Here is a 24,112-nt window from a genome sequence, read left to right on the forward strand (position 1 = left end):
CGGTGGTCAGTCATTTACATGCCATGTTCAGGGCTGGCACGCCGAACCTGTCGCAAAAAAGCAAGAGCCCCGCGGGCTGTACGGCCGCGATGTGCAAGACCTCAGGTGTCTCCACTTAGGCAACCCTATTGGAGGAGCGCGACGTGAATGCCAACGACCAGACGTTCGAAAACTGTCTAGCTGAACTCCTTCAGCGAGCGTACGCGAACGAGGACATGGAGGTGGCTGAGCATCTGCTCCGGGCACTGGAAGTTGTAGTACGCAGAAGCGATACGGCTGGCGACGTAATTGATCGACTTCGAGGCCAAGCAGGAACCGATCAATCGTAGCTTCCCGTAGCCACTCAGATCACCAGCGGATTGCAGTCGCAGGCAGGTGAGCCGTTTGGTGTACCGGAGAACGTACTGAATCGCCACCATTTTCCTAGATACTCTGCAGCCGTAAAAAATGCTGCTTTTCAAACTCGACTGGCGACAGTCGTTCATTGAAGCTGTGGCGCCGCTTCGGATTGTAGAACATCTCGATGTAGTCGAAGATGTCCTGCCTAGCCTCATCGCGTGTCGCATAGACCTTGCGGCGAACTCGCTCTCTTTTCAGCAGTTGAAAAAAGCTCTCGGCAACTGCGTTGACGTGGCAGTTACCGCGCCTGCTCATGCTCTGTACCAGGTTGTGTGATTCGAGGAAGTCGCGCCAGTCGCAACTGCTGAATTGACTTCCTTGATCGGAATGCACCAGAACCTCGGTCGTCGGTTTTCGACGCCATACCGCCATCAATAAGGCACTCATCGCCAGCTCTTTGTCGATACGCGAACTCATCGACCAACCGATGACCTGCCGTGAAAACAAGTCGATCACCACGGCTAGGTATAGCCAGCCTTCGTAAGTGCGCAGGTACGTAATGTCCGTTACCCAGACTTTGTTTGGCTCGATCACATCGAATTGGCGCTGCAAATGGTTGGGCGCCACGACAGAAGGCGCTCCATCGTTTTTATACTTGCGCTTGGCGTAGCCAGTTTGAGATCGAATTCCTTCGGTGCGCATCAGGCGATGAACCCGATTGATGCCGCACCGTTCGCCGAGCTCTTGCAGATCGTCGAAGATCTTGCGATACCCATACACCGCGCCGCTTTCCAGCCACAACTGCTTGATGTGTCCAAGCAGGCGCCGATTTTCCTTTGCACGCAGGCTTTCGGGATTAACGCGCCAAGCGTAGTAACCGCTGGGATGAAGTTTCAGCATCTTGCACATGCGCTGAACCGAAAACATCGCTTGATGCTGATGAATAAAGGCGTACCTTACCCTGACGTCTTGGCAAAGTACGCCGCGGCCTTTCGCAGGATGTCGCGCTCCTCGGTGACGCGCTTGAGCTCGGCCTTCAGGCGTTTTACCTCGTCGGCCTGTGCGTCCTGTGCCTTGCGCTCATCCTCAGGGACGCTGTAATGCTTCGTCCAGGCATAGATGCTATGAATGCTCACCCCAAGCCGCTCGGCTACCTCGGCCGCTGGGTGCCCACGATCGGTCACTTGCTTGACCGCCGCGATCTTGAATTCTTCCGTGTACCGCTTTCCACTCATGTTGACTCCTTTGCCTAGAATTATGGCTCAGAAATATCTAGTGAAGTGGTGGCGATTCAATCGAAGTCAGCCGAGGTTCCGCTTAGCGGTTAGAACTGAGGTCGAAATGGCTTGACCTTCAAGTAGCTTGAAGGTATTAGATGAAAGACTCCTCTGATCTTGCCCCGCTTTTCCCGGACACGGCCTGATGCTTAGTTAGCGTCAGTTTCCAGAGCCTGACGGCGTCGCTCTTTCCTAAACATGCGTGGCGACTTGTAGCCGAGCGCAGAATGCGGATGCACCTCGTTGAAGTGCCTGAATGCGTCGGGCAATTGAGCCAACACGGCGGCGCCGCTGCCACGGTCCATGCCGCCGACGTAATCACGCTTAAACGTGTTCACGAAGCTCTCTGCCATGCCGTTCGACTGCGGGCTATTCACCGGCGTGTGCACCGGCTTGATGCCCAGTTCATGCGCCAAGGCGTGCGTTTCGATGGCCCGGAAAGCGCCGCCATTGTCACTCAAGAACTCAACGGTAATCGCCCGCTCGTCGGTACTGCCGAAACGCGTCTCCACGGCCTCGATCATCATGTCACGCACCGGTTCACCAGGCAGGCCGCGGCCGATCCAGGCACGCCAGGCGATGATCTCACGGTCACAGCAGTCCTTCATGAATACGCCAGTGACCACCTCGCCGTTGTCGCAGGCGATTTCGAAGCCGTCCGAGCACCAGCGCTGGTTCGATTCCTCTACCATCACTTTGCCATCGTGAGTGCGGCCGCTATCACTACGCCTAGGCGATTTCGGCAGCAGCAACCCCTGCTGCTTCATCAAGCGGTACATTCGCTTGTGGTTCACGGGACGCAAGCCCATCAGGCTTCGCGTACGGTTCACCAAGGCGCCGGCACGGCGATAGCCGTAGGTCGGCAGCGCCGTAATCTCAGCGCGTACAGCGTCGACAATCATCGCGTCGGCTACAGGATCGAGCTTGACGACAGTACGCTTATCGACCCAGTCTACGGGTCGGGCAAGAAGGTCAATTACGTGCGAGCGCGCTACACCGAGGACAACGCAGACAGGCTTTACTGCCCGTCCTTGTCCAATAAGGGTGAGCGCGCAATCCACTTTTTTTCGCGAGCCAGCTCGACCGCTTCTCGCAGGATCTCCGCCTCCATCGTCTTCTTGCCCAGCATGCGCTGCAGTTGCGCGATCTGGGCACGTGCCGCCGCCAGCTCGCTTGCTGGCACGACCGATTCACCTGATTGCACCGCCACCAGGGCGCCTTCTCGCTCGAGCTTGCGCCAGTTGAACAGCTGGCTGGCACTGATGCCGTGCTTGCGGGCTACCAACGATACGCTCATACCCGGTTCGTACGTCTCCTTGACCAGCGCAGCCTTTTCCTGCACTGACCAGCGGCGGCGTCGCTCTTCCGACACCGTCACGACCTCGATGGTTTGGTTGTTTCTAGTCATACTCACAGTCTTATTCCTATCCGTAAGGATACAGCATCGACTGTGTCTGGTGAATCAAGGGGCTATCTCACCTCTACATTTGGTCAGGTTTTTCATTATGAAGTACCCCATTTGGCGTTGGTTCATTTACGTCGCGGCTCTCGGCAGCTTCCTGGCTGGCACGGCACATGCAGAATCCAAATTGTCCGAACCGCAGGTCAGGCAGCTCTGGCAGTTGCTCGATTATGTCGCTGTAGACTACCCCGGCGCCGTCCAGAATGGAGCGGTCATCAGTGGAGCTGAGTACGGAGAAATGCGGGAGTTCACGGCGCGGGCGCAGAGTCAGGTGCAGTCCTTGCCTCCTCATCCATTGCACTCGGAACTGGCCGCAGCTACCGCAAGTCTGAAGGACGCGGTCGAACGCAAAGACAGCCCTCAGCGTGTGGGCCAGCTTGCCCGGGAAGCGAACCGGCTGCTCCTTCAGGCGTATCCCTTTCCTGTAGCACCGCGCGCCATGCCCGACCTGGCCCGTGGCGCCGCGCTGTACCAGGCGCAATGCGCTTCATGCCACGGCGCGAACGGCGCCGGCGACGGCGCTCTTCCGGCAACGCTCGACCCGAAGCCGATCGCCTTTACAGATGAGGAAAGGGCTCGCTCCCGTTCTCTCATGGCCCTTTACCAGGTGATCAGCCAGGGTGTCGACGGCACGTCGATGCCGGCGTTTGCCAACTTGTCCGAGCACGACCGCTGGTCCCTGGCGTTCTTTGTCGGTTCCCTGTCTTTCAAGGACGCCGACATTGAAGCGGGGAAGGCTGCATTCGCACGAGATGAAGCCCCCGGCGCGGCGCTTCCTGACATGACCGCCCTTGTCACGACGAGCGAAGAGGAGCTGGCGAAGGCTATGCCACCAGCCACTGCGCGAGCAGCGCAGGCGTACGCGCGCACTCACCCCGACATTGTCCGGGAACAGCAGGAACGCAAGGGGATCGCCCTTGCGCGCAAGCTGCTGCAAGAGAGCCTGGGCGCTTTGAAGAATGGCCAGCGCGCGGCCGCCACCGATCTTGCCTTGTCGGCCTATCTGGACGGCTTCGAGCCACTCGAGGCGACGCTGGACGCGACCGACCGCCAACTCCTGGTCGATGTCGAGCGAACGATGCAATTGTACCGGGGCGCAGTCGCGCGGGGTGACGTGGAAGGCGCAAGCGGATACGCACAGCAACTGGACGCGTACTTCATACGGGTCGAAAATGTAACAGGCGCCAAAAAGACTGATGCCACAACGGTGTTCGTGGGCGCGCTGACCATTCTCCTGCGCGAAGGTGTCGAGGCCTTGCTGATCGTGATCGCCATGGTTGCGTTCCTGCGCAAAGCAGAACGTCCCCAGGCGCTGCGCTACGTGCATGCGGGCTGGATCTCGGCATTGGCCGGGGGCGCGCTGACCTGGCTGGTAGCCACGTACGTGGTCAGTATCAGTGGCGCCAGCCGTGAGGTGACAGAAGGTCTGTCCTCGCTCTTCGCGGCGGCGGTACTGCTGTCGGTCGGCCTGTGGATGCACCAGAAAAGCCAGGCTGGACAGTGGCAGGCCTACCTGAAGCAGCATCTCACGGCAGCGATGGAAAAGCGCTCGGCATGGGCCATGTTTGCCCTGGCCTTCATCGCGGTGTACCGTGAGGTCTTCGAAACGGTCCTGTTCTATTCAGCGCTTGCAGCCGACGGCAACGGCCCTGCCCTGATGGGAGGATTCGTAACGGGCTTGGTCCTGCTGTCGATTCTTGCCGTCATATTCCTGCGCACGAGCGCACGCATGCCTATCGGTAAGTTCTTTTCATACAGTTCAGTATTGGTCGCCGCTCTGGCAGTTGTCCTGGTCGGCAAGGGGATCGCAGGCCTGCAGGAAGCCGGGTGGTTGATGGCCACGCCAATACAGGGGCCGCGCTTGCCTGTTCTTGGCATTTACCCGACCGTCCAGACCTACATCGCGCAGGCAGCCCTGCTTCTTGCGACCGGGCTAGGCTTCGGTCTTAATCTTCAAAAAGCCCGCAAATAGCGTCGGGATACGTCCGGCCGGCGGAGCATGCGCGGCCGGGTGCTGGAGATTCTGTTTGTTGCGCCTCCAGCTTGAAAGCCAGGAACTTGGCGGGTCCGGTCGGCGTCGTAATCGTCGCCGACCGGACCTACTCGTTAATCAAGCTGACATGTATGAATACTTGAATTCAATTTGCATACATCGGATTCTCCTCCACGTAGATCGTTATATCTGCCGCGCCGGGCAGGAGTTTCGACAGTGGGATCAAGGGCAGACCCAGCGTATCGAATGTCCAGGTGATACTGCGTTCGCCATCGACGATGCGTACCGTTTCGAGCCGGTGTACTCGTACGGACCTGGTCTTGCCTGTTCCAAGCTTGATGACCCGATCAGGTGTGCCAGCCGATTCATAGCCATGTGGCGCCTCGCGACCGGCTCGTGGCTGTACTTGCGAGTTGCCGTCTTTGGCAGCCGGCATGGCTTGCGCGGCCAGAGGCGCTGAAGTGCTGGCAAACACAAAGAATGACAAAGCGAATACATAAGACAGGTTCGGTTTCATTGCTGTTTCCTTTTTTATTGATCAGTAAATCGTATAGATGAGAAAATTGGACTAGCCTGCTGGAGTCCAGCTAGCTGGCGACTTGCACTCGCGCGGCGACCAATCGCGTTGCCGGGTATTCCACGCACGATACGTACACGCAGAGCCCCGCAGTGCCGGGGCGTGATCAATGCAGGTAATCAAGCGAAAACCGCGACCGGAATCAAAGCAATAGGGTCAGGACGGTTCCCAGCCGCGAGCCACGCCAAATCAGCAAGGTTGGCGCGTATGCTCGTCATGCGCTCTCCCTTGCCCTCTGACAAGAACTCGCTACATGCCAAGCAATGCTCAGGAACGTGCTACTTGGGTCGGATCGGACTGTCGAATACTGGGGATTGATACAAGGAGGAGGCAAAAGGCGGGACGGGAAGTGAAATCGGCCGAAGGAAGTCGTCCTTCATGCGCGACGATGTATCGAATTGCGGGAGGTCACATACGGTCGTACAGAGCAGGCCGCAACCTTGCTCGTACAGACCAACCGTATCCTGCTCATGGACATCGCTGACGCCATTGAGACCGACTGACAAATCAACTGAAGAATACTTGGCAAGTACAACGCAGCCGCCTGCCGCCCAGACTGACTGAAGCGGCAAAAGAGCGATGAGCAGGACGAGGAGGACTTTCTTCATTCAATTTCAATTGCTTGTCAGGCTATCTCGGCTGACTGTGTGCGGTCCATCCACCCGTTCAAGAACGTGGTATCAGCATAGACAGGGTCGCGTTGTGATGTACTATAGTGCAAAAATATCCACATTACTGCTTGGGTGCTCCCGGCCAGCTCAATGTTCGTTTAGGCGCTTTGCTGGAAAAACTTCGTCCTGAACTGCGTCAATGGTGCGGATTAGCGCAAAGACGAACTGTAAAAATAAAATTCGGCCAGACGCGCAAACAGGCAAGGCCGGTCGCTGAGGATATCGATAATCACGTTTTGTCTGGCGCCGAGGCCGCTGAGGAGGAACCGAACAGTGCATGCAAAACGATGACCGCCGCACCAACAGTGATGCCGATATCGGCGATGTTGAATGCTGGCCAGTGGTACGTGCCCGCATATAGGTCAATCCAGTCGACAACGCCCATGCGTGCGGTGCGGTCGACCAGGTTTCCAATTGCACCGCCAAGTATGAGCGCCAATGCTGCTCTCTCCGTGGCCGTCGCCGCCGGCTTCCTGATCATTTGAATGATCAATACCGACGCCAGCACGGCCACAAAGATGAACAGGTAACGTTGCCACCCGCCCGCCGTGGCGAGAAGGCCAAAAGCCGCTCCCTGGTTGATAACATGGACGATGTTCAACGACGGCAGCAGCTCAACCTGCTGGCCGTAGGCCAGCCGATCCACGACCTGGGCCTTCGTGACCAGGTCGGTGGCGGCGATCAGCCCGGCGCCCAGGACGGCAGAGAGCGGTGAAAGATGTTTGGCCATGGTTCCGTCAAATGCCTTCCGCTACGTTCTCTGCCGGGCGGGCAAAGCGCTGGTACAGCGTCGGCAGCACGAACAGCGTCAGGATCGTGGCCGAGATCAGCCCACCGATGACCACGGTCGCCAGCGGCCGCTGCACCTCGGCCCCGGCGCCTGTCGCCAGTGCCATCGGGACGAAGCCCAGTGATGCGACCAGGGCCGTCATCAACACGGGCCGCAGCCGCCGCAATGCGCCTTCGCGAACGGCTTGCGCCCACGGCAATTGTTTCGCCAGGTCGTCGATCGATCCCGCCATCACCAGTCCGTTAAGGACGGCAACGCCGGACAGCGCAATGAATCCGACGGCGGCCGAAATCGAGAATGGCAGCCCACGCAGCCAGAGCGCTGCAATCCCGCCGATCAGGGCCAGGGGCACACCCGTGAAGACGACTGCGGCGGCGCGCCAGGAACCGACGGCCGAATACAGCAATACGACGATGAGCGCAAAGCAGGCCGGTACCACGACGGCCAGGCGCATCCGCGCGCGTTCCAGGTTCTCGAACTGCCCGCCCCAGGTCAGCCATACGCCGGCCGGTACCCGCACGTCCGCATCGATACTTGCGCGCGCCTCGCTGACGACGCCGGCAATGTCACGGCCGCGCACATTGGCCTGGACGACCACGCGGCGCTTGCCGTTTTCCCGGCTGATCTGGTTCGGTCCCTTGGCCGTCTCGAGTATCGCCACCGATCCCAACGGAACGAAGCTGCCGCTCGGCGTCAGCACCGGCAGCAGGCGCAAGGCTTCCACATCGTTGCGGGTCTTTTCGCCCAGTTTCACCACGACGTCGAAACGCCTGTCCCCCTCATAGATCGACCCGGCCTCGCGGCCGGCAATGGCTGCGGCCAGGGTGTCGTGCACGTCCTGGGCGGTCAGGCCGACCCGTGCCATGGCGTCGCGATCCAGCCGGACATCAAGCAGCGGAAGCCCCTGCACCTGCTCCACGCGGACGTCTTCCGCGCCCTCGACCGCGCGCAGTTTTGCCGCGACCTGTTCCGCAGTGCGGAGCATGGCGTCGAAATCGTCGCCATAGACCTTGACGGCGATGTCGCCACGCACGCCGGCCAGCAACTCGTTGAAGCGCATCTGGATCGGTTGGGTGAGCTCGTAGTTCTGGCCCGGGATGCCAGCGACCGCTTTCTCGATCTTTTCGACCAGCTCGGCCTTGCTCATCCGTGGTTCCGGCCACTCCGAGCGGTCTTTCACGATGACAAAGGTATCGGTGATGTTCGGCGGCATCGGGTCGGCTGCCAGTTCGGCTGTACCTGTTCTTGAAAACACCAGCTTCACCTCGGGCAGCTTGCCGACCGCCTTCTCCACCGCAAACTGCATGGACTGGCTCTGCTCCAGGGAAGTGCCCGGAATGCGTGCCACCTGGAGCAGTACGTCCTGCTCATCGAGCGTCGGAAGAAATTCCTGTCCGAGCGTCGTGAACAGGCCGAGTGCGCCCGCGAAACCGACCGCGGCCAAAACGCCGGTCAGCTTGGGCCGTGCGAGAGCACGGTCCAGCCATGGTGCGTACGACGAGGACACAGCCTTGACCAGCTTGTTTTCCTTTTCATCGACATGGCGCGAGAGCCAGAGCGCGATCGCGGCCGGCACAAACGTGAGCGAGAGGACGAAAGCGAAGACCAGTGCGAGAATCACCGTCACCGCCATCGGTGCGAACATCCGGCCTTCCACCCCTTGGAACGTCAACAGGGGCACGTAGACGAGAATGATGATCGCCTGGCCGTAGACGCTTGGCCGGATCATTTCGCGTGCGGCGGCGGCGACGGTCTCGAGCCGCTCCACCTTGGTCAATATCCTGCCGGTCGCATGCTGGCGTTCCGCGATCCGGCGCAGCGCGTTTTCCACGATGATGACCGCGCCGTCGACAATCAGGCCGAAGTCCAGCGCGCCCAGGCTCATCAGGTTTGCCGACAGCCCCGCTTCGAGCATGCCCGCGGAGGTCATCAGCATCGTGACCGGGATGACCGCCGCGGCGATCAGTGCCGCGCGCAAGTTTCCGAGGAGTGCGAACAGCACGGCGATCACCAGCAGCGCACCCTCGGTAAGGTTGGTCGCCACGGTCTTGATGGTGGCATCGACCAGCCTGGTGCGGTCAAGCACGGGCCGGATCAGCAGGTCCGGCGGCAAGGAGCGCGCGATCTCTTTCAGGCGGACATCCACCGCGGCGGCAACCGTCCGGCTGTTCTCCCCGATCCGCATCACGGCGGTACCGACGACGACCTCCTGCCCGCCTTCGGATGCGGATCCGAATCGCACTTCCTGTCCCATGCCGACGGTGGCGACGTGCGAAACCAGTACCGGCGTGTCGCTACGGGTCGTGATGACGGTCTTCGCCAGTTCCTCGGCTGACGTGATGCGCGCGTCGGCCTTGACCGTCAGGGCTTCCCCGTTCTGAACGACCACACCGGCGCCGGCGCTCGTGTTATTGCGCTCGAGCGCTTCGCCCAGCATGGTCAGGCTGATCCCCAGGGCTGCCAACCGCTGCGGATCGGGCGTGACCACGTACTGCTTGACGTAGCCCCCAATGACGTCCACGCCTGCCAGCCCTTCGGTATTCTTGAGCTGCGGTGCGACGATCCAGTCCTGCACCGTTCGCAGGTAAGTCGCTTTTTCGGCAGCACTGCGCAGCACTTCGCCTTCTAGAGTGACATAGCTGCCATCGGCCTGCAGCCCAGCCGCCGGCCCCGCTTTCGGGGCAGGCTTCGAGGCGTATTCGACCGTCCACATGTAGACGTCGCCGAGCCCGGTCGCGATCGGGCCCAGGCTTGCGGTAGCGCCTGGCGGCAGCGAGCGCTCGACGGCGCGCAGCCGTTCAGCCATCTGCTGGCGCGCGAAATAGATGTCCGTACCGTCCTTGAAGACGGTAGTCACCTGCGCAAACCCGTGCCTGGTCAGCGACCGGGTGGATTCCAGGCCAGGTATCCCGGCAAACGCCGTTTCGATCGGATAGGTGATCTGCCGTTCCACGTCGGTCGGCGCGAGCGCAGGTGCAACGACGTTGATCTGCACCTGGGTGTTGGTGATGTCCGGTACTGCGTCGATCGGCAGGCGCGTCAGCGCAAGTGCCCCCAGGATCGACAGGAGGATTGTTGCGATGAGCACATGCCACCGCCGCGCAACGGAAAAGTTGACGATACGAGCAATCATGGTTGGGTGTCCTTCAGGAGCTGTCGAGTGAAGAGATCAGTCATCGTCTCCCGCCTCTCCTTTTCCGTGCTCCGCCTTCAGCAGATACGTATTGCTGACCGCAACCTGTTCGTTGCCTTCCAGGCCGCCCATCACCTTGACGTAGCCGGCCGCGTTACCGCCGAGGACAACGTGCTTGATCGCGAATCCGTCTTTCTCCCGAACGAATACGCTGGGCCTGTCCTCGACGGTTTGCACAGCCGTCCGTGGAATGGCCAGTTGCGTGCCGCCGGCGCTCCCTTCGAGCGCAATCGATGCCCGGACCGTTTCCCCGATACGCCACGCGCCGCGGCCGTTCGACAAGCGTGCAATGGCTCGTACCTGGCGGGTCGCGGGATCGAGGACACGCGAGACATGCGTGATACGGCCCGTGCCCGTGCGGCCGTCGGTCGACACGTCCACCGTCGTGCCCACGGCGACGCGGGCAGCGTCGTCCGGCGAGAGCGAAAGTTCGGCAGCCAGCTCGTTGAGGTCGGCGACCTCGAAAAGATGGGCGTCCGGTGCGACGATGTCGCCCAAGGCGATCTGTCGTGCCGTGACATTGCCCTTGATGGGCGAGCGCAGCATCAACCGATTGAGCTGTCCCCCGCTGCTTGCGCCTGCGGCAGCGAGCTGCTGCTCGGCCAGGCGAAGACGGGTGCGTGCTTCTTGCGCGGCATTGCGCGCAATCTCGAACTCCTGCCGCGAGGTGACTTTTTCGCCGTACAGACGCTCTTCGCGTGCAAAATTGGCCTGCGACAGTTCGTACTGCCGCTTGGCGATCTCGACGTCGGCCCTGAGCTGGGCGACGTCACGGCTTTCAATCACGGCAAGCACGTCGCCACGAGCGACCGGGTCGCCAAGGTTGCGCCGGATCTCGACCACCCTGCCCCCTACGGCGCTCGAGACGACCGCTGCATGCTTCGGATCCGCCGCGATGACTGCCGGCGCCTCGACGGCCCCGGCGAACGATTGCCGGACCGGCATGACCTCGATTCCTGCCGCTTTGATCTGCTGGTCCGACAGCGCGACAAAGTCTTCCTTGGCTTCGGCCTCGCCGCCTTCTTTCTCCGCAGCTTCGCCCCGCTCTCCGGCCTCGCCCCTGGATTCGCCTTTCTCGGCCTTTTCGGCCTGTTCGCCTTTGGCATTCGCGCTTTGTCCGCCATGTTCGGCAGCTTCTTGACGGCTGGCCGTTTCCGGCTTGGGCGAGCATGCGCTCAAGAGGATCATCGCGGCACACAGGCCCGATCGGAATACCGCTTGCATGGGTCAGTCCTTATAAATTGGAGAGTTGGAACCTTGTAGCCGAGCCAGACGCGCCCGAGCCGTATGAAGTGCTGCGAGCGCATCGACCGAGCTTTCGCGGGTTTCGGCCAGCGAGCGTTCGGCCTCGATCAATTCGAGTTGCGGGAATTTTCCCTCGGCATAACCGATCCTCGCGATACGTGCCGCTTCTTCTGCCGCTGCCAGTGCGGGGCCGTTGGCGGCGCGTGCAGCCGCCAGTGCGTCGGCCACCTCGGCTTCTGCCTGTGCAGTGGACTGTTCGACTTCCAGTACGACGGCGCGGCGCACGGCGGACGCGCGATCGAATTCCGCCCGGGACCGCGCAAGCGCGGCGCTGCCCTGGTTGAACAATGGCAGGGGGACGGACAGGCCCAGCACAGCTGCCTTGTCGGAGGTTTCGCCATACCGGCGCATGCCGGCGGTCAGCGTGACGTCCGGTATCCGCTCACGCCTGGCCGCATCGACGCGAGCCTCTGCAGCGGCCAGTTCCGCCTCCGCCGTCGCAATCGCCAGCTGCTGCCGCGCCGGCGGTGCCTTCTCGCTCCCTTCGATCTGCTCAAACCAGGCGGACGCTATCGCGAACGGCATTGGCGCGCCTGTCAGCCGTGCGATCGTTTTCTGCGCCAGCTCGGCGGCACGCATTGCCTTTCCCAGGCGAACCTCGGAATTAATTCGTAGCACGTCCGCCCGTTGCTCTTCTATGGGAGATGCTTTTCCGGCCCGTACCCGCTCGCGTGCCGCGTGATGCGCGCGTTCGGCCAGCTCATGACCGGCTTTTGCGATCGCAAGGTAGCGCTCACTGGCGGCAAGGTTAACGAACGCCTCGGTGATCTGGAACGTCAGTTCGGCTTCAGCGGAGCGCGTACCAACGTCGGCAGCAGCGCGCTCGGCCTGGGCCACGCGTAGCCGGGCGCCCCGCTTGCCTCCCAGCTCCAGGGGCATCGACAGCGAAACCGTCTTTTCTCCCCCGCCGAAACCGGAATAGCGACCCGACCCCATCACATTTTCCGCTTCCACGGAAAGTGTCGGATTCGGCCGCAGGCCGGACAGGCGCACATTGGCGTCTGCGGCCCGCAGTGCTGCGTCGGCGCTCTGCAATTGCGGCGCCTGGGCGCGGGCTCTTGCAACGGCGTCGGCAAGCGTCAGTGCCGTGCCTTCGGCAAAGGCAGGACCCACAGCTGCGCACATCGCCAGCAAGGCTGCGGTGACACAGAAGTTCATCTTGGTGCGCATGATCGAATTCGCTTGACGGATTGGTAAATGAACTTTATAAACCTTGAAGCCACTTTAAGGTCAAGCACATGTCACGCACTTTTACGATAGGCCAGCTGTCAGCTGCGGCGCAGACTCCTGCGGCGACGATTCGCTATTACGAAAAAATCGGCTTGCTCGATTCCCCATCCCGGACCGGCAGCAACTATCGGCTGTACGGCAACGCGGATGTGGCCCGCCTGAGCTTCGTTCGCCGTGCACGGGAAATCGGCTTCACGATCGATCAGGTACGTAGTCTGCTGGCGTTTTCCGACAACCGCGATGGCGACTGCTGTGCCGTGACTGCGCTGACCGAGCAGCATCTTGCCGAAGTCGAGCAGAAGATCCGGGACCTCAACTTATTGAAGGACCACCTTTCCCGTTTGCTCATTTCATGCCGGGGCGGTCGGTTTTCCGACTGCAGCATCATCGGTGCCCTGTCACCTCAGCAATAGATTACTCCCCCGGCTGGAGCCGCTCCTCACGTGGTGAACACGCTTGACCTTGAAGCGGGTTGAAGCTTTATCCTTCGAAAATATCTGTTCGAAGGCTCATCGTCATGACACAAAACCAAACCCCTGCGGCAGCCCGCCTCGAAACCGAACTGTTTGTCTCCAAGATGGACTGCCCTTCAGAAGAGAATCTGATTCGGATGGCCTTGGGCAAAGTCTCGGGCATCGACAACATTGCCTTCGACCTCAACGCCCGCACCGTGACTGTGCTTCACCATGGGAAAGCGGATGCCCTTGTGGAGGTGCTGCAGCCCTTGCGGCTGGGTGTCGAGTTGCGCGGTTCTCATCCAGCCAAGCCGAAAGTCCACAGCAAACGTATGCTGAGTACCCTCGGGATTCCCAAGATGGACTGCCCTTCCGAGGAGAACATGATCCGCATGGCACTGGCGGATGTCGGCGGAGTTCAGTCCCTGAACTTTGACCTCGCCCAGCGGCAGCTCCACGTTGCGCATACGGGAGAAGTCGATCCCATCCTTCAGAAGCTGGCCCCACTCAAGCTCGGCGCCCATCTGATCGGGTCGCAACTGGATTCGTCCCAGGAGGAAGCCAGTCCAGACAAGGCCGGCGACGCGTCGGAAGCGAAGACGCTCAGGCTGCTGCTGGCTATCAACGCCATCATGTTCGTGGTCGAGCTGGGATGGGGACTGGCCGCAGAATCAACCGGTTTGGTCGCTGATTCATTGGACATGTTTGCGGACGCCGCTGTGTACGGCCTGGCCCTGTACGCGGTAGGCAGGGCCGCTGCGCTGAAGACGCGCGCGGCACACCTGGCGGGCTGGCTCCAGCTCGTGCTCGCGCTGGGCGCCCTCAGTGAAGTGGTCCGCCGGGCCTTCTTTGGAAGCGAACCAGAATCGGCCCTGATGATGGGAGTTGGCGCGGTAGCCCTGGTAGCGAACGTTGCCTGCCTGGTGTTGATCGCAAAGAAACGCGATCGCGGGGCACACATGAAAGCAAGCTATATTTTCTCGGCGAATGACGTCATCGCAAACATCGGCGTGATTGCTGCTGGCGCACTCGTCACTTGGACCGAATCGCCTTATCCCGATCTGATTGTCGGCACGATAATTGGTGTGATCGTTCTTTCGGGTGCACGTCGCATCCTGAAGCTGAAGTGAGCATGCTGCCGACAGGCCTGGCCTGGTAACGGGGAATGAGGCCACGCAGCGAAAGAACGTACTTCTGATGCACTGTTGTTCACGTCAGGTCACAGCTTTCATGGCACGCGCTATCCCATATCGAGATAGCGTGCCGCGGCCTGTTCCTGAATTTCCGCTGTCCGTTAGATCGACTGGTCGGCAGGGCTACCGGCTTCGCCAGCAATCGCAGCGACAGCAGCTTCGACCGCTTCTGCAGCGTCGACGACATCCAAGGTTTTTAGATAGACCGACACCGCACTCCCAAGCTCATCCTGCGTTCCCCACCTGAGGGTTCCTGCAGGGGGCACGCCCTTCCCCTCCACGAGGCACGACAGCAATTGGCTTACTTTTGCTCTGCCGTGCTCATTTTTCCTGACCTTCTCCCACGCTGCATAGGGCTTTTCACCCTTAGCTGGCTTGCCGAACATGGCAACCTCGAAGTTGGGAAGTGAAGCAATGACGACTGCGCCACCTGGCGCTTCCGCTGCAATGTCCTTGATCTGCTGGTTTGCGGCCCAGGCGGGGTTCTTTGCTTCGCCTTTCTTGGTGATGATTGTCGGGGTATCGGCGTCGTGAAGTACGGCATAAGGGTTACCGAACTGATTCAGGATCTTGCACAGCGCCACGATCGTGTACTTGCCACGTGCCCGTACAACGTGCACGTCCTTGAATCGATCCTTTTCTGCCTGGATGATCTCCTTGAATGCCGAATGCTCGGTGTCACCCTCTACCACAACCGTACGTCCGCCGAAGAAGAACTCGGCCACATGCGGATCGTACATGTTGAGCAACTTGAGCTCCTCCTTTTCGTCAGCACTCAACTTTGCCTTCGTCGGGCGATAGATCGTCGTCCCTGTCACCTTGCCTCCTGTATCGCGCTCAACCCGCACAATCGACGTGTTGTCGCGAGAAAGATCGATGAATACAGGCGAATGCGTCGTCACCATCACCTGCCATTTCTTTGTGGCCGGCAGCGAGTACAAGACATTGCAAGCATCGCGAATAGCGTTCGGGTGCAGACACATTTCAGGCTCGTCGAGCAGCAGCAGGTGGGGCCGGTCGGACACCGCTTCCCCCTTTTTGGCTGGTAGTCGTTTGTGTTCAGCCAGGATCCGAAGCGCTGTCCAGAGCAGAGTGCGACGCGCTCCGCTTCCTTGGCGTTCAAGGGACGACTGATAGCCATCATTTGGGCCCATCCTGAGCGAGGGCGCATTCTTGAACAACGAGATCGCTTTCTCTACGTCGTCCTCAGCCCGGGCGTCCAGTGTGATTGCGTAACCCGGGAATACCTCAGCAAGCGATTCGTTCAGGCTCTTCTTTACATCATCGATGGCATTCGCTGCTGTTTCAGCCACTTCCTTTTGTAAAGTCTTCACCGAGTCTAGCAATTTTTCATATGAACTCTTCTCTTGCCCCTCCTCGCTTTTGGACGAGGTAACCTCTTTCACCCTTTGCTTGATTGCTTCCTCGAGAAGACCGACGATCGCTGCGGCTTGTGTAGCCGGGTTATCGAACGCTTCAATACGATGGGGCTCCGGCCGATTGACCTGGGCTACGCCTGGTGCCCCCCACGGGCCATGCGCGTCATCCCAGCTGCCCTTTTCAACGTTGAACCCCACCTTCTTCGGTGCGCCCTCTTCCCGCCACGTCCAGCGTTCCCGCACATGCCTCTCTCCCGATGGCTTGGTGTCGATCCAGTGCGCGGCTGGCGGCTTGCTGTCCTCATACAAGACAGTTTCTAACTCGATCGTGGGGATAGCCTCGGAGCCAGGCTCAGGCAAAACGCCATTAGGAAAATCATCGATGTGTAAATTCCCGGCTTTGCCACTCTGCATCACTACCTCGTAAGCCCTCAGGATAGAGCTCTTTCCGGCGTTGTTCGGTCCTACCAGAACAACGATTTCATCCAGTTCAATCGTTACTGGAGTCTCTCCGATACAGCGGAAGTTCGAGATGGTCAGTTTGTGTATACGTGCTCGTGGTGCAGTTTCTTGTTCATCGTTCGCCAGTTTTTTCGCCGTTGCCATCCCCGCTCGCCCCCGATATATCGTTGTCGTCTCCGCAGGTTGCAGCCTGCACTAATGACAACTATACATAATGACAAGTTCTCAGATGGCAACGTTTTGTAACGAAAGAGTGAATTCGTGCTAGGTGATTCGTTAATTCTTCTGCTAAGTCTCGCGCTCGGCGCCCCTGACTGCGCCCCGGCGCGGGGCGTCTGCGCCACCTTGTTGAGGCACAGTAATTCAACTAGCGCCGCCATATAAAAGTATGGCCCGAGAGCTAGCTGAGCCATTCCTCATGTCGGCGGCACTGCTACAGTATTACGCCCTGACGGGACGTCCACGAGCATACAGAACCGTCTTGAGCCTGATCTTGCCCCGCTTTTCCCGGACACGGCCTGATGCTTAGTTAGCGTCAGTTTCCAGAGCCTGACGGCGTCGCTCTTTCCTAAACATGCGTGGCGACTTGTAGCCGAGCGCAGAATGCGGATGCACCTCGTTGAAGTGCCTGAATGCGTCGGGCAATTGAGCCAACACGGCGGCGCCGCTGCCACGGTCCATGCCGCCGACGTAATCACGCTTAAACGTGTTCACGAAGCTCTCTGCCATGCCGTTCGACTGCGGGCTATTCACCGGCGTGTGCACCGGCTTGATGCCCAGTTCATGCGCCAAGGCGTGCGTTTCGATGGCCCGGAAAGCGCCGCCATTGTCACTCAAGAACTCAACGGTAATCGCCCGCTCGTCGGTACTGCCGAAACGCGTCTCCACGGCCTCGATCATCATGTCACGCACCGGTTCACCAGGCAGGCCGCGGCCGATCCAGGCACGCCAGGCGATGATCTCACGGTCACAGCAGTCCTTCATGAATACGCCAGTGACCACCTCGCCGTTGTCGCAGGCGATTTCGAAGCCGTCCGAGCACCAGCGCTGGTTCGATTCCTCTACCATCACTTTGCCATCGTGAGTGCGGCCGCTATCACTACGCCTAGGCGATTTCGGCAGCAGCAACCCCTGCTGCTTCATCAAGCGGTACATTCGCTTGTGGTTCACGGGACGCAAGCCCATCAGGCTTCGCGTACGGTTCACCAAGGCGCCGGCACGGCGATAGCCGTAGGTCGGCAGCGCCGTAATCTCAGCGCGTACAGCGTCGACAATCATCGCGTCGGCTACAGGATCGAGCTTGACGACAGTACGCTTATCGACCCAGTCTACGGGTCGGGCAAGAAGGTCAATTACGTGCGAGCGCGCTACACCGAGGACAACGCAGACAGGCTTTACTGCCCGTCCTTGTCCAATAAGGGTGAGCGCGCAATCCACTTTTTTTCGCGAGCCAGCTCGACCGCTTCTCGCAGGATCTCCGCCTCCATCGTCTTCTTGCCCAGCATGCGCTGCAGTTGCGCGATCTGGGCACGTGCCGCCGCCAGCTCGCTTGCTGGCACGACCGATTCACCTGATTGCACCGCCACCAGGGCGCCTTCTCGCTCGAGCTTGCGCCAGTTGAACAGCTGGCTGGCACTGATGCCGTGCTTGCGGGCTACCAACGATACGCTCATACCCGGTTCGTACGTCTCCTTGACCAGCGCAGCCTTTTCCTGCACTGACCAGCGGCGGCGTCGCTCTTCCGACACCGTCACGACCTCGATGGTTTGGTTGTTTCTAGTCATACTCACAGTCTTATTCCTATCCGTAAGGATACAGCATCGACTGTGTCTGGTGAATCAAGGGGCTATCTCAAGCCATTCTCGAACACGGTAGGTGTTGGCTTCGAACGGTAGGTGGAACAGGTAAGCGCCGGCAACAATCACAAGATACAGGATCAGATACACCAGCATATGTATGGGCCTCTGTGAATCGAGCTTGCCGTCTCCAAAGAATGGAGCAGCAAGATGCAGTAACGCCAGCATAAACGGAATGTGCAGCACATACAGGGTGAACGAGAACTCCGAGAAGAATCGCCCCGCCCGGTTCACCCAGTCGGTAAGGCGGCCACGCGCACGCTGGAACTGCATGCTCGACAGGAAGACCACAAAGACCACGCTGAACAGCAAGTACTGAACAAAACTGTCTACGGCGATGTGGCTTTTCCCCTTCAACCGAATGAAGACTGCGGCAGCGACTAGGCCAAGGAATAATGCCCAGCGCAGCAATGGGCCACATTCAATGCGCACGCGTGAGAATGCTGCCCCCAGGAGCCAGATCGAGAAGTACAGCAGGATCGCTTCGTTCAGCAAATGCACGATTGCGGCGACCGCCAGCAGTATCAGGAGCCGATGAAATGTCGACCGCGTGCGAAACAGCATCACCAGCAGCGGGAACAGCACGTAATACCAGGTCTCGTTCGACAGACTCCACAACGGGAAATTCCCGCCGAACTCAGGCACGACGATATTCTGTAGCCCGACGAGGTTACCGACCAACGCCGCCGCCGAGTACGCGTTATCGAGAGCAAACGATGGTCGCGCAGGATCGAGCGTGGCTGTCGCCACACCAAACAAGAGCATTGCACCGAAGGTAGGTATCAGCACAATCCACAGCCGGGTTACCCTGTCGACCGCGTAGTTCGCGATGGCGTGCTGCGTATCCAGACGGTTCAGCAGGCTGCCACCGACCAGCCAGCCGCTGAGCACGAAAAATACGATCACCGCCAGATACGCGAAGCCGGTAGCGAAGGCCAGTCCCTGGAATGCCAGCGACGGGTCCTGGACGGTGCCGAACCCGGGATAGACCTGGGCGCGCAGGTGAGCTGCCGCAACTTGCAACGCAGCCAAGCCTCGCAGAAGCGAAATGAGCATAGAGTGCCATTGGTCTTCGGACAGGTTCGCGCGCTGAAGCAGTGTGATCTTTGGCATGGCTGAAGTCCGGGTGTCGAGGTTTACCCATCCTAAGGCCCGACCAAACTTAACGATCTGATAATGGACAAGCGCCTTGGATTCGTGCTCCAGCGCTGGGCGTCAATCGCCGCGCCTGTGGCACCGTGATTCACTCGTTTAATTCGCCCTGGTTTCCTATAATCGGCAGACAATCCTTTAACCCTCCCCTCCTTATGCCTGATTCGAACAGCATCCTTGCCACCGCATACTCCGTTGCGCCCCTTGAATTTGTTGTGGTACCAGCACATATCGATGGCTCAAACGGAAGCAACCGGGCACACGGCGGCACGCGCCAGATCCGTGCGGATAACGATATCGATGCGATCAAGGCTTGGCTGGCACGTTTTTTGGATAAGCAGACCACCTTCGATAACTATCGCAAGGAAGCCGAGCGGTTGCTGCTGTGGTCCACGCTGCAACTCGGTAAGCCGCTTTCATCGCTGACCCACGAGGATTGGCTCGTTTATCAAGGATTCCTGCGTGATCCCAAGCCAGCCAGCCGGTGGATTAGCGCCGAGGGCCGCAAGTATTCGCGAAGTCATCCCGGGTGGCGACCTTTCGCCGGGCCGCTGTCGGCATCAAGCCAGCGTCAGGCCGCAGTTATCCTCAACACCCTCTTCTCCTGGCTTGTCAACGCGGGTTACCTGGCCGGTAATCCACTTGCGCTCTCACGTGAGCGTCGGCGCCGGCCCCAAGCAAGGGTTACCCGATATCTTGATGATGAAATGTGGCACGAGGTCAAGATGACGGTCGACACGATGCCGCGAGAAACACCACGCGAACGCGAACGCTACTTGAGGTTGCGTTGGCTTGTTTCGCTCTCCTATGTTTGCGGGTTGCGCATTTCTGAGATTACCAGCAACAGCATGGGCGGATTTTTTCGCCGACGCGACCGCGACGGCGAAGAGCGATGGTGGCTGGAAGTGCTCGGAAAGGGCGACAAGGTGCGCATCGTGCCGGCAACCGACGAGTTGATGGTAGAGCTGGGCCGCTACAGACGTGAGTTGGGACATTCAGCGTACCCTGTACCCGGGGAGTCCACGCCGCTGCTGCTGCCGATCGGGGGGCAACTGCGGGCGATGACACGTGGCGGCGTGCACGAAATTTTCAAAGTGATTTTTGCCCAAACCGCCGATCGACTTAGTCAGCGTGGTCCCGAGTACGCTGCGGCTGCCGCCCGGATGACTCAGGCGTCAGCCCACTGGTTGCGACATACGGCAGGTTCCCATATGGCGAACAATGATGTCGATCTTCGGCACGTGCGCGATAACCTCGGGCACGAGTCGATCAGCACGACGAATACCTACTTGCATTCTTCGGACGACGCTCGCCATGCCGAGACAGAGAGCAAGCACAAGATCGGATGGTAACCTGTGGTTCATCGTGATCCTGGCGATCCGATGAACGCGAGACCCAGCTTCAGCTGGTTGAGGGTACTGAACTATGCGTCAGGGTCTTGTTCGACCAGTTCCTGGGTGAGTTGAATCAATCGCACTGGCTCCAGCTTTAAGGCAGCTGCGAGCCTGAAGAGTACACGCACAGTCGGCTGCCGCTCGCCGCGCTCCATGAGGCTGACAAATGTCCGGTCTATCTCTGCAGCGTGGCCTAGTTCCTCTTGCGTCATACCGACTTCCTTCCGCACTACCCGCAAAACTTTACCGAACGCCAGTCCTGGATCCAAAGAATTCTCCCGATTGCATAGGAGAAATCATGTCTCTGCTGTATCATTTCGTCTTCGGACTATAGTCATCATTTTGGCGGCGCAGAACCAGAGTCGCCTTACGCAGCTTCCGGGCTATTGGGCGCTGCACGCCTCCCTGCCTAATTTTTCAACGATGTCAACCAGCTTTCCTTTTCTCGGGTTCGTCTCAGAAAACGGAAAATAAAGCACGCTAAGGCATAGCCGAACCTGCCAAGCTTGCTCCACCCTGTAGTGACGCGATCAGCGGGCAGGAAACGTTCCCCCTTCGCGCATGGCAGGCGCACACCAACTCAGACAGCACGGCCTCCATGCGCGCCAGGTCAGCCATTTTCTCGCGCACGTCCTTGAGCTTGTGCTCGGCCAGACTGCTGGCTTCCTCGCAATGGGTGCCATCCTCCAGCCGCAGCAGCTCGGCGATCTCATCCAGGCTGAAGCCCAGCCGCTGGGCTGATTTCACGAAGCGCACCCGCGTTACATCGGCCTCGCCATAGCGGCGGATGCTGCCATAGGGCTTGTCAGGCTCCAGCAACAAGCCCTTGCGCTGATAGAAACGGATGGTCTCCACATTGACCCCGGCCGCCTTGGCGAAAACGCCAATGGTCAGGTTCTCCAAATTGTTTTCCATATCGCTTGACTCCGTACATGAGTACGGAAGTAAGGTTACGCTATCCAATTTCAATTCGAAAGGACAAGCGCATGTCTGAACCAAAAACCGGGCGCGGCGCGCTCTTCACTGGAGGGCTTGCCGCCATCCTCGCCTCGGCTTGCTGCCTCGGGCCGTTGGTTCTGATCGCCTTGGGGTTCAGCGGCGCTTGGATCGGCAACTTGGCGGTGTTGGAACCCTATCGCCCCATCTTTATCGGCGTGGCGCTGGTGGCGTTGTTCTTCGCCTGGCGGCGCATCTACCGGCAGGCAGCGGCCTGCAAACCGGGTGAGGTCTGCGCGATTCCCCAAGTGCGAGCTACTTACAAGCTCATTTTCTGGATCGTGGCCGCGCTGGTTCTGGTCGCGCTCGGATTTCCCTACGTCATGCCATTTTTCTACTGATCGGAGTTCACCATGAAGAAACTGTTTGCCTCCCTCGCCCTCGCCGCCGTTGTTGCCCCCGTCTGGGCCGCCACCCAGACCGTCACGCTGTCCGTACCGGGCATGACCTGCTCCGCCTGCCCGATCACTGTCAAGAAGGCGATTTCCAAGGTCGAAGGCGTCAGCAAAGTTGACGTGACTTTCGAGACACGCCAAGCGGTCGTCACCTTCGACGATGCCAAGACCAGCGTGCAGAAGCTGACCAAGGCAACCGCAGACGCGGGCTATCCGTCCAGCGTCAAGCAGTGAGTCACTGAAAACGGCACCGCAGCACAACGGACGTCATTGTCTGGCGCCACAAACGATAAAGGATCTGTTGCATGACCCATCTAAAAATCACCGGCATGACTTGCGACTCGTGCGCGGCGCACGTCAAGGAAGCGCTGGAAAAAGTGCCAGGCGTGCAGTCGGCGCTGGTGTCCTATCCGAAGGGCACAGCGCAACTCGCCATCGTGCCGGGCACATCGCCGGACGCGCTGACTGCCGCCGTGGCCGGACTGGGCTACAAGGCAACGCTAGCCGATGCGCCACTGGCGGACAACCGCGTCGGACTGCTCGACAAGGTGCGGGGATGGATGGCCGCCGCCGAAAAGCACAGTGGCAACGAGCCCCCGGTGCAGGTAGCGGTCATTGGCAGCGGTGGAGCCGCGATGGCGGCGGCGCTGAAGGCCGTCGAGCAAGGCGCGCAGGTCACGCTGATCGAGCGCGGCACCATCGGCGGCACCTGCGTCAATGTCGGCTGTGTGCCGTCCAAGATCATGATCCGCGCCGCCCACATCGCCCATCTGCGCCGGGAAAGCCCGTTCGCTGGCGGTATTGCGGCAACTGTGCCTACGATTGACCGCAGTAAGCTGCTGGCCCAGCAGCAGGCCCGCGTCGACGAACTGCGGCACGCCAAGTACGAAGGCATCCTGGGCGGTAATCCGGCCATCACCGTTGTGCACGGTGAGGCGCGCTTCAAGGACGACCAGAGCCTTACCGTCCGTTTGAACGAGGGTGGCGAGCGCGTCGTGATGTTCGACCGCTGCCTGGTCGCCACGGGTGCCAGCCCGGCGGTCCCGCCGATTCCGGGCTTGAAAGAGTCACCCTACTGGACTTCCACCGAGGCCCTGGCGAGCGACACCATTCCCGAACGCCTTGCCGTAATCGGCTCGTCGGTGGTGGCGCTGGAGCTGGCGCAAGCCTTTGCCCGGCTGGGCAGCAAGGTCACGGTCCTGGCGCGCAATACCTTGTTCTTCCGTGAAGACCCGGCCATCGGCGAGGCGGTGACAGCCGCTTTCCGTGCCGAGGGCATCGAGGTGCTGGAGCACACGCAAGCCAGCCAGGTCGCCCATATGGACGGTGAATTCGTGCTGACCACCACGCACGGTGAATTGCGCGCCGACAAACTGCTGGTTGCCACCGGTCGGACACCGAACACGCGCAGCCTCGCGCTGGACGCAGCGGGGGTCACTGTCAATGCGCAAGGTGCCATCGTCATCGACCAAGGCATGCGCACGAGCAACCCGAACATCTACGCGGCCGGCGACTGCACCGACCAGCCGCAGTTCGTCTATGTGGCGGCAGCGGCCGGCACCCGTGCCGCGATCAACATGACCGGCGGCGATGCGGCGCTCGACCTGACCGCAATGCCGGCCGTGGTGTTCACCGATCCGCAAGTGGCGACCGTGGGCTACAGCGAGGCGGAAGCCCACCACGACGGGATCGAGACCGACAGCCGCACCTTGACCTTGGACAACGTGCCGCGTGCGCTCGCCAACTTCGACACACGCGGCTTCATCAAGTTGGTTATCGAGGAAGGCAGCCATCGGCTGATCGGCGTACAGGCGGTCGCGCCGGAAGCGGGTGAACTGATCCAGACGGCGGCTCTGGCCATTCGCAACCGCATGACGGTGCAGGAACTGGCCGACCAGTTGTTCCCCTACCTGACGATGGTCGAGGGGTTGAAGCTCGCGGCGCAGACCTTCAACAAGGATGTGAAGCAGCTTTCCTGCTGCGCCGGGTGAGA

At 60.1% G+C, this 24,112-nt stretch carries 20 protein-coding genes; 7 read left to right on the plus strand and 13 right to left on the minus strand.

Translation table 11 applies throughout. From position 1 onward, the window contains the following. Positions 1-423: 423 nt before the first annotated feature. Both LO55_RS20435 and LO55_RS20445 read right to left on the minus strand, forming a co-directional pair. A protein-coding gene (locus LO55_RS20435; protein WP_370659615.1) for an IS3 family transposase occupies positions 424-1,574 on the minus strand; the annotation gives its coding sequence in 2 pieces (ribosomal slippage) (positions 424-1,331 and positions 1,331-1,574; 1,152 coding nt in all). 191 nt (positions 1,575-1,765) lie between these two features. Beyond that, positions 1,766-3,024, minus strand: a protein-coding gene (locus tag LO55_RS20445) for an IS3 family transposase (protein ID WP_229410200.1) whose coding sequence is annotated in 2 segments (ribosomal slippage) — positions 1,766-2,694 and positions 2,694-3,024 — 1,260 coding nt in all. Because the reading frame shifts where the segments join, the coding sequence is not laid out codon by codon here. Between the two features lie 97 nt (positions 3,025-3,121). On the opposite strand from LO55_RS20445, the gene LO55_RS20455 reads away from it, so the two are divergent. Further along, complete coding sequence (locus LO55_RS20455; RefSeq protein ID WP_071363898.1) at positions 3,122-5,050, plus strand: cytochrome c/FTR1 family iron permease; 1,929 nt, start codon at positions 3,122-3,124, stop codon at positions 5,048-5,050. Positions 5,051-5,216: 166 nt separating this feature from the next. Here LO55_RS20455 and LO55_RS26015 read toward each other — a convergent pair whose 3' ends face one another. The 6 genes from LO55_RS26015 to LO55_RS20480 all read right to left on the minus strand — a co-directional run bounded on the left by LO55_RS26015 (position 5,217) and on the right by LO55_RS20480 (position 12,777). After that, a complete protein-coding gene (locus tag LO55_RS26015) occupies positions 5,217-5,588 on the minus strand; it encodes a CzcE family metal-binding protein (RefSeq protein ID WP_083415467.1) in 372 nt (123 codons plus the stop codon). A 338-nt stretch (positions 5,589-5,926) separates the two neighbouring features. Continuing rightward, positions 5,927-6,256 carry a hypothetical protein gene (locus LO55_RS26490; RefSeq protein ID WP_143054577.1) on the minus strand — a complete coding sequence of 110 codons (330 nt, stop codon included), beginning with the start codon at positions 6,254-6,256 and terminating at the stop codon, positions 5,927-5,929. A 292-nt stretch (positions 6,257-6,548) separates the two neighbouring features. Then, a complete protein-coding gene (lspA, locus tag LO55_RS20465) occupies positions 6,549-7,049 on the minus strand; it encodes a signal peptidase II (RefSeq protein WP_071362901.1) in 501 nt (166 codons plus the stop codon). 7 nt (positions 7,050-7,056) lie between these two features. After that, on the minus strand, positions 7,057-10,242 hold the full coding sequence (locus LO55_RS20470; RefSeq protein ID WP_071362902.1) for an efflux RND transporter permease subunit: 3,186 nt from the start codon (positions 10,240-10,242) through the stop codon (positions 7,057-7,059). A 36-nt stretch (positions 10,243-10,278) separates the two neighbouring features. Beyond that, positions 10,279-11,526, minus strand: coding sequence for an efflux RND transporter periplasmic adaptor subunit (locus LO55_RS20475; RefSeq protein ID WP_071362903.1), 1,248 nt, complete (start codon positions 11,524-11,526; stop codon positions 10,279-10,281). A gap of 3 nt (positions 11,527-11,529) precedes the next feature. After that, the gene (locus tag LO55_RS20480) at positions 11,530-12,777 is read right to left on the minus strand and encodes a TolC family protein (RefSeq protein ID WP_083415468.1); all 1,248 of its coding nucleotides are present in this window, start codon (positions 12,775-12,777) and stop codon (positions 11,530-11,532) included. Positions 12,778-12,845: 68 nt separating this feature from the next. On the opposite strand from LO55_RS20480, the gene LO55_RS20485 reads away from it, so the two are divergent. Beyond that, positions 12,846-13,250 carry a MerR family transcriptional regulator gene (locus LO55_RS20485; protein WP_071362905.1) on the plus strand — a complete coding sequence of 135 codons (405 nt, stop codon included), beginning with the start codon at positions 12,846-12,848 and terminating at the stop codon, positions 13,248-13,250. Positions 13,251-13,354: 104 nt separating this feature from the next. Continuing rightward, positions 13,355-14,422, plus strand: coding sequence for a cation efflux transmembrane domain-containing protein (locus tag LO55_RS20490; RefSeq protein WP_071362906.1), 1,068 nt, complete (start codon positions 13,355-13,357; stop codon positions 14,420-14,422). Between the two features lie 164 nt (positions 14,423-14,586). On the opposite strand, the gene LO55_RS20495 is transcribed toward LO55_RS20490, so the two are convergent. The 3 genes from LO55_RS20495 to LO55_RS20510 all read right to left on the minus strand — a co-directional run bounded on the left by LO55_RS20495 (position 14,587) and on the right by LO55_RS20510 (position 19,295). Then, positions 14,587-16,470 carry an ATP-dependent nuclease gene (locus tag LO55_RS20495; protein WP_083415469.1) on the minus strand — a complete coding sequence of 628 codons (1,884 nt, stop codon included), beginning with the start codon at positions 16,468-16,470 and terminating at the stop codon, positions 14,587-14,589. A 381-nt stretch (positions 16,471-16,851) separates the two neighbouring features. After that, a protein-coding gene (locus tag LO55_RS20500) for an IS3 family transposase (protein ID WP_229410200.1) occupies positions 16,852-18,110 on the minus strand; the annotation gives its coding sequence in 2 pieces (ribosomal slippage) (positions 16,852-17,780 and positions 17,780-18,110; 1,260 coding nt in all). A 54-nt stretch (positions 18,111-18,164) separates the two neighbouring features. Beyond that, positions 18,165-19,295 carry an acyltransferase family protein gene (locus LO55_RS20510; protein WP_071362908.1) on the minus strand — a complete coding sequence of 377 codons (1,131 nt, stop codon included), beginning with the start codon at positions 19,293-19,295 and terminating at the stop codon, positions 18,165-18,167. Between the two features lie 194 nt (positions 19,296-19,489). Between LO55_RS20510 and LO55_RS20515 the strand changes: the two genes are divergently transcribed. Beyond that, entirely contained in the window at positions 19,490-20,686 is a 1,197-nt protein-coding gene (locus LO55_RS20515) for a tyrosine-type recombinase/integrase (protein ID WP_071362909.1), read from the plus strand. 71 nt (positions 20,687-20,757) lie between these two features. Here the strand turns inward: LO55_RS20515 and LO55_RS27390 are convergent, their stop codons facing one another. Then, a complete protein-coding gene (locus tag LO55_RS27390; RefSeq protein ID WP_083415470.1) occupies positions 20,758-20,997 on the minus strand; it encodes a helix-turn-helix domain-containing protein in 240 nt (79 codons plus the stop codon). Between the two features lie 211 nt (positions 20,998-21,208). Beyond that, a complete protein-coding gene (gene merR / locus LO55_RS20525) occupies positions 21,209-21,643 on the minus strand; it encodes a mercury resistance transcriptional regulator MerR (RefSeq protein WP_003131969.1) in 435 nt (144 codons plus the stop codon). Positions 21,644-21,714: 71 nt separating this feature from the next. Here merR and merT point away from each other — a divergent pair, with 71 nt between their 5' ends. The 3 genes from merT (at position 21,715) to merA (ending at position 24,110) form a co-directional block, all read left to right on the plus strand. Then, positions 21,715-22,065, plus strand: a complete 351-nt coding sequence (gene merT / locus LO55_RS20530) for a mercuric ion transporter MerT (protein WP_003131974.1) — start codon at positions 21,715-21,717, stop codon at positions 22,063-22,065. 12 nt (positions 22,066-22,077) lie between these two features. Then, positions 22,078-22,353: a mercury resistance system periplasmic binding protein MerP gene (gene merP, locus LO55_RS20535; protein WP_003131987.1), complete on the plus strand. Its 276-nt coding sequence runs from the start codon at positions 22,078-22,080 to the stop codon at positions 22,351-22,353. Positions 22,354-22,424: 71 nt separating this feature from the next. After that, positions 22,425-24,110: a mercury(II) reductase gene (gene merA / locus LO55_RS20540; protein ID WP_071362911.1), complete on the plus strand. Its 1,686-nt coding sequence runs from the start codon at positions 22,425-22,427 to the stop codon at positions 24,108-24,110. The last annotated feature ends 2 nt before the right edge of the window (positions 24,111-24,112 follow it).

This window comes from Massilia timonae (assembly GCF_001866515.1).
Classification (GTDB): Bacteria; Pseudomonadota; Gammaproteobacteria; order Burkholderiales; family Burkholderiaceae_D; genus Telluria; species Telluria timonae.

Coding starts and splice junctions, on each gene's coding strand:
- LO55_RS20455 (WP_071363898.1), top strand. CDS start 3,122: ATGAAGTACCCCATTTGGCGTTGGTTCATTTACGTCGCGGCTCTCGGC.
- LO55_RS26015 (WP_083415467.1), bottom strand. CDS start 5,588: ATGAAACCGAACCTGTCTTATGTATTCGCTTTGTCATTCTTTGTGTTT.
- LO55_RS26490 (WP_143054577.1), bottom strand. CDS start 6,256: ATGAAGAAAGTCCTCCTCGTCCTGCTCATCGCTCTTTTGCCGCTTCAG.
- lspA (WP_071362901.1), bottom strand. CDS start 7,049: ATGGCCAAACATCTTTCACCGCTCTCTGCCGTCCTGGGCGCCGGGCTG.
- LO55_RS20470 (WP_071362902.1), bottom strand. CDS start 10,242: ATGATTGCTCGTATCGTCAACTTTTCCGTTGCGCGGCGGTGGCATGTG.
- LO55_RS20475 (WP_071362903.1), bottom strand. CDS start 11,526: ATGCAAGCGGTATTCCGATCGGGCCTGTGTGCCGCGATGATCCTCTTG.
- LO55_RS20480 (WP_083415468.1), bottom strand. CDS start 12,777: ATGCGCACCAAGATGAACTTCTGTGTCACCGCAGCCTTGCTGGCGATG.
- LO55_RS20485 (WP_071362905.1), top strand. CDS start 12,846: ATGTCACGCACTTTTACGATAGGCCAGCTGTCAGCTGCGGCGCAGACT.
- LO55_RS20490 (WP_071362906.1), top strand. CDS start 13,355: ATGACACAAAACCAAACCCCTGCGGCAGCCCGCCTCGAAACCGAACTG.
- LO55_RS20495 (WP_083415469.1), bottom strand. CDS start 16,470: ATGGCAACGGCGAAAAAACTGGCGAACGATGAACAAGAAACTGCACCA.
- LO55_RS20510 (WP_071362908.1), bottom strand. CDS start 19,295: ATGCCAAAGATCACACTGCTTCAGCGCGCGAACCTGTCCGAAGACCAA.
- LO55_RS20515 (WP_071362909.1), top strand. CDS start 19,490: ATGCCTGATTCGAACAGCATCCTTGCCACCGCATACTCCGTTGCGCCC.
- merR (WP_003131969.1), bottom strand. CDS start 21,643: ATGGAAAACAATTTGGAGAACCTGACCATTGGCGTTTTCGCCAAGGCG.
- merT (WP_003131974.1), top strand. CDS start 21,715: ATGTCTGAACCAAAAACCGGGCGCGGCGCGCTCTTCACTGGAGGGCTT.
- merP (WP_003131987.1), top strand. CDS start 22,078: ATGAAGAAACTGTTTGCCTCCCTCGCCCTCGCCGCCGTTGTTGCCCCC.
- merA (WP_071362911.1), top strand. CDS start 22,425: ATGACCCATCTAAAAATCACCGGCATGACTTGCGACTCGTGCGCGGCG.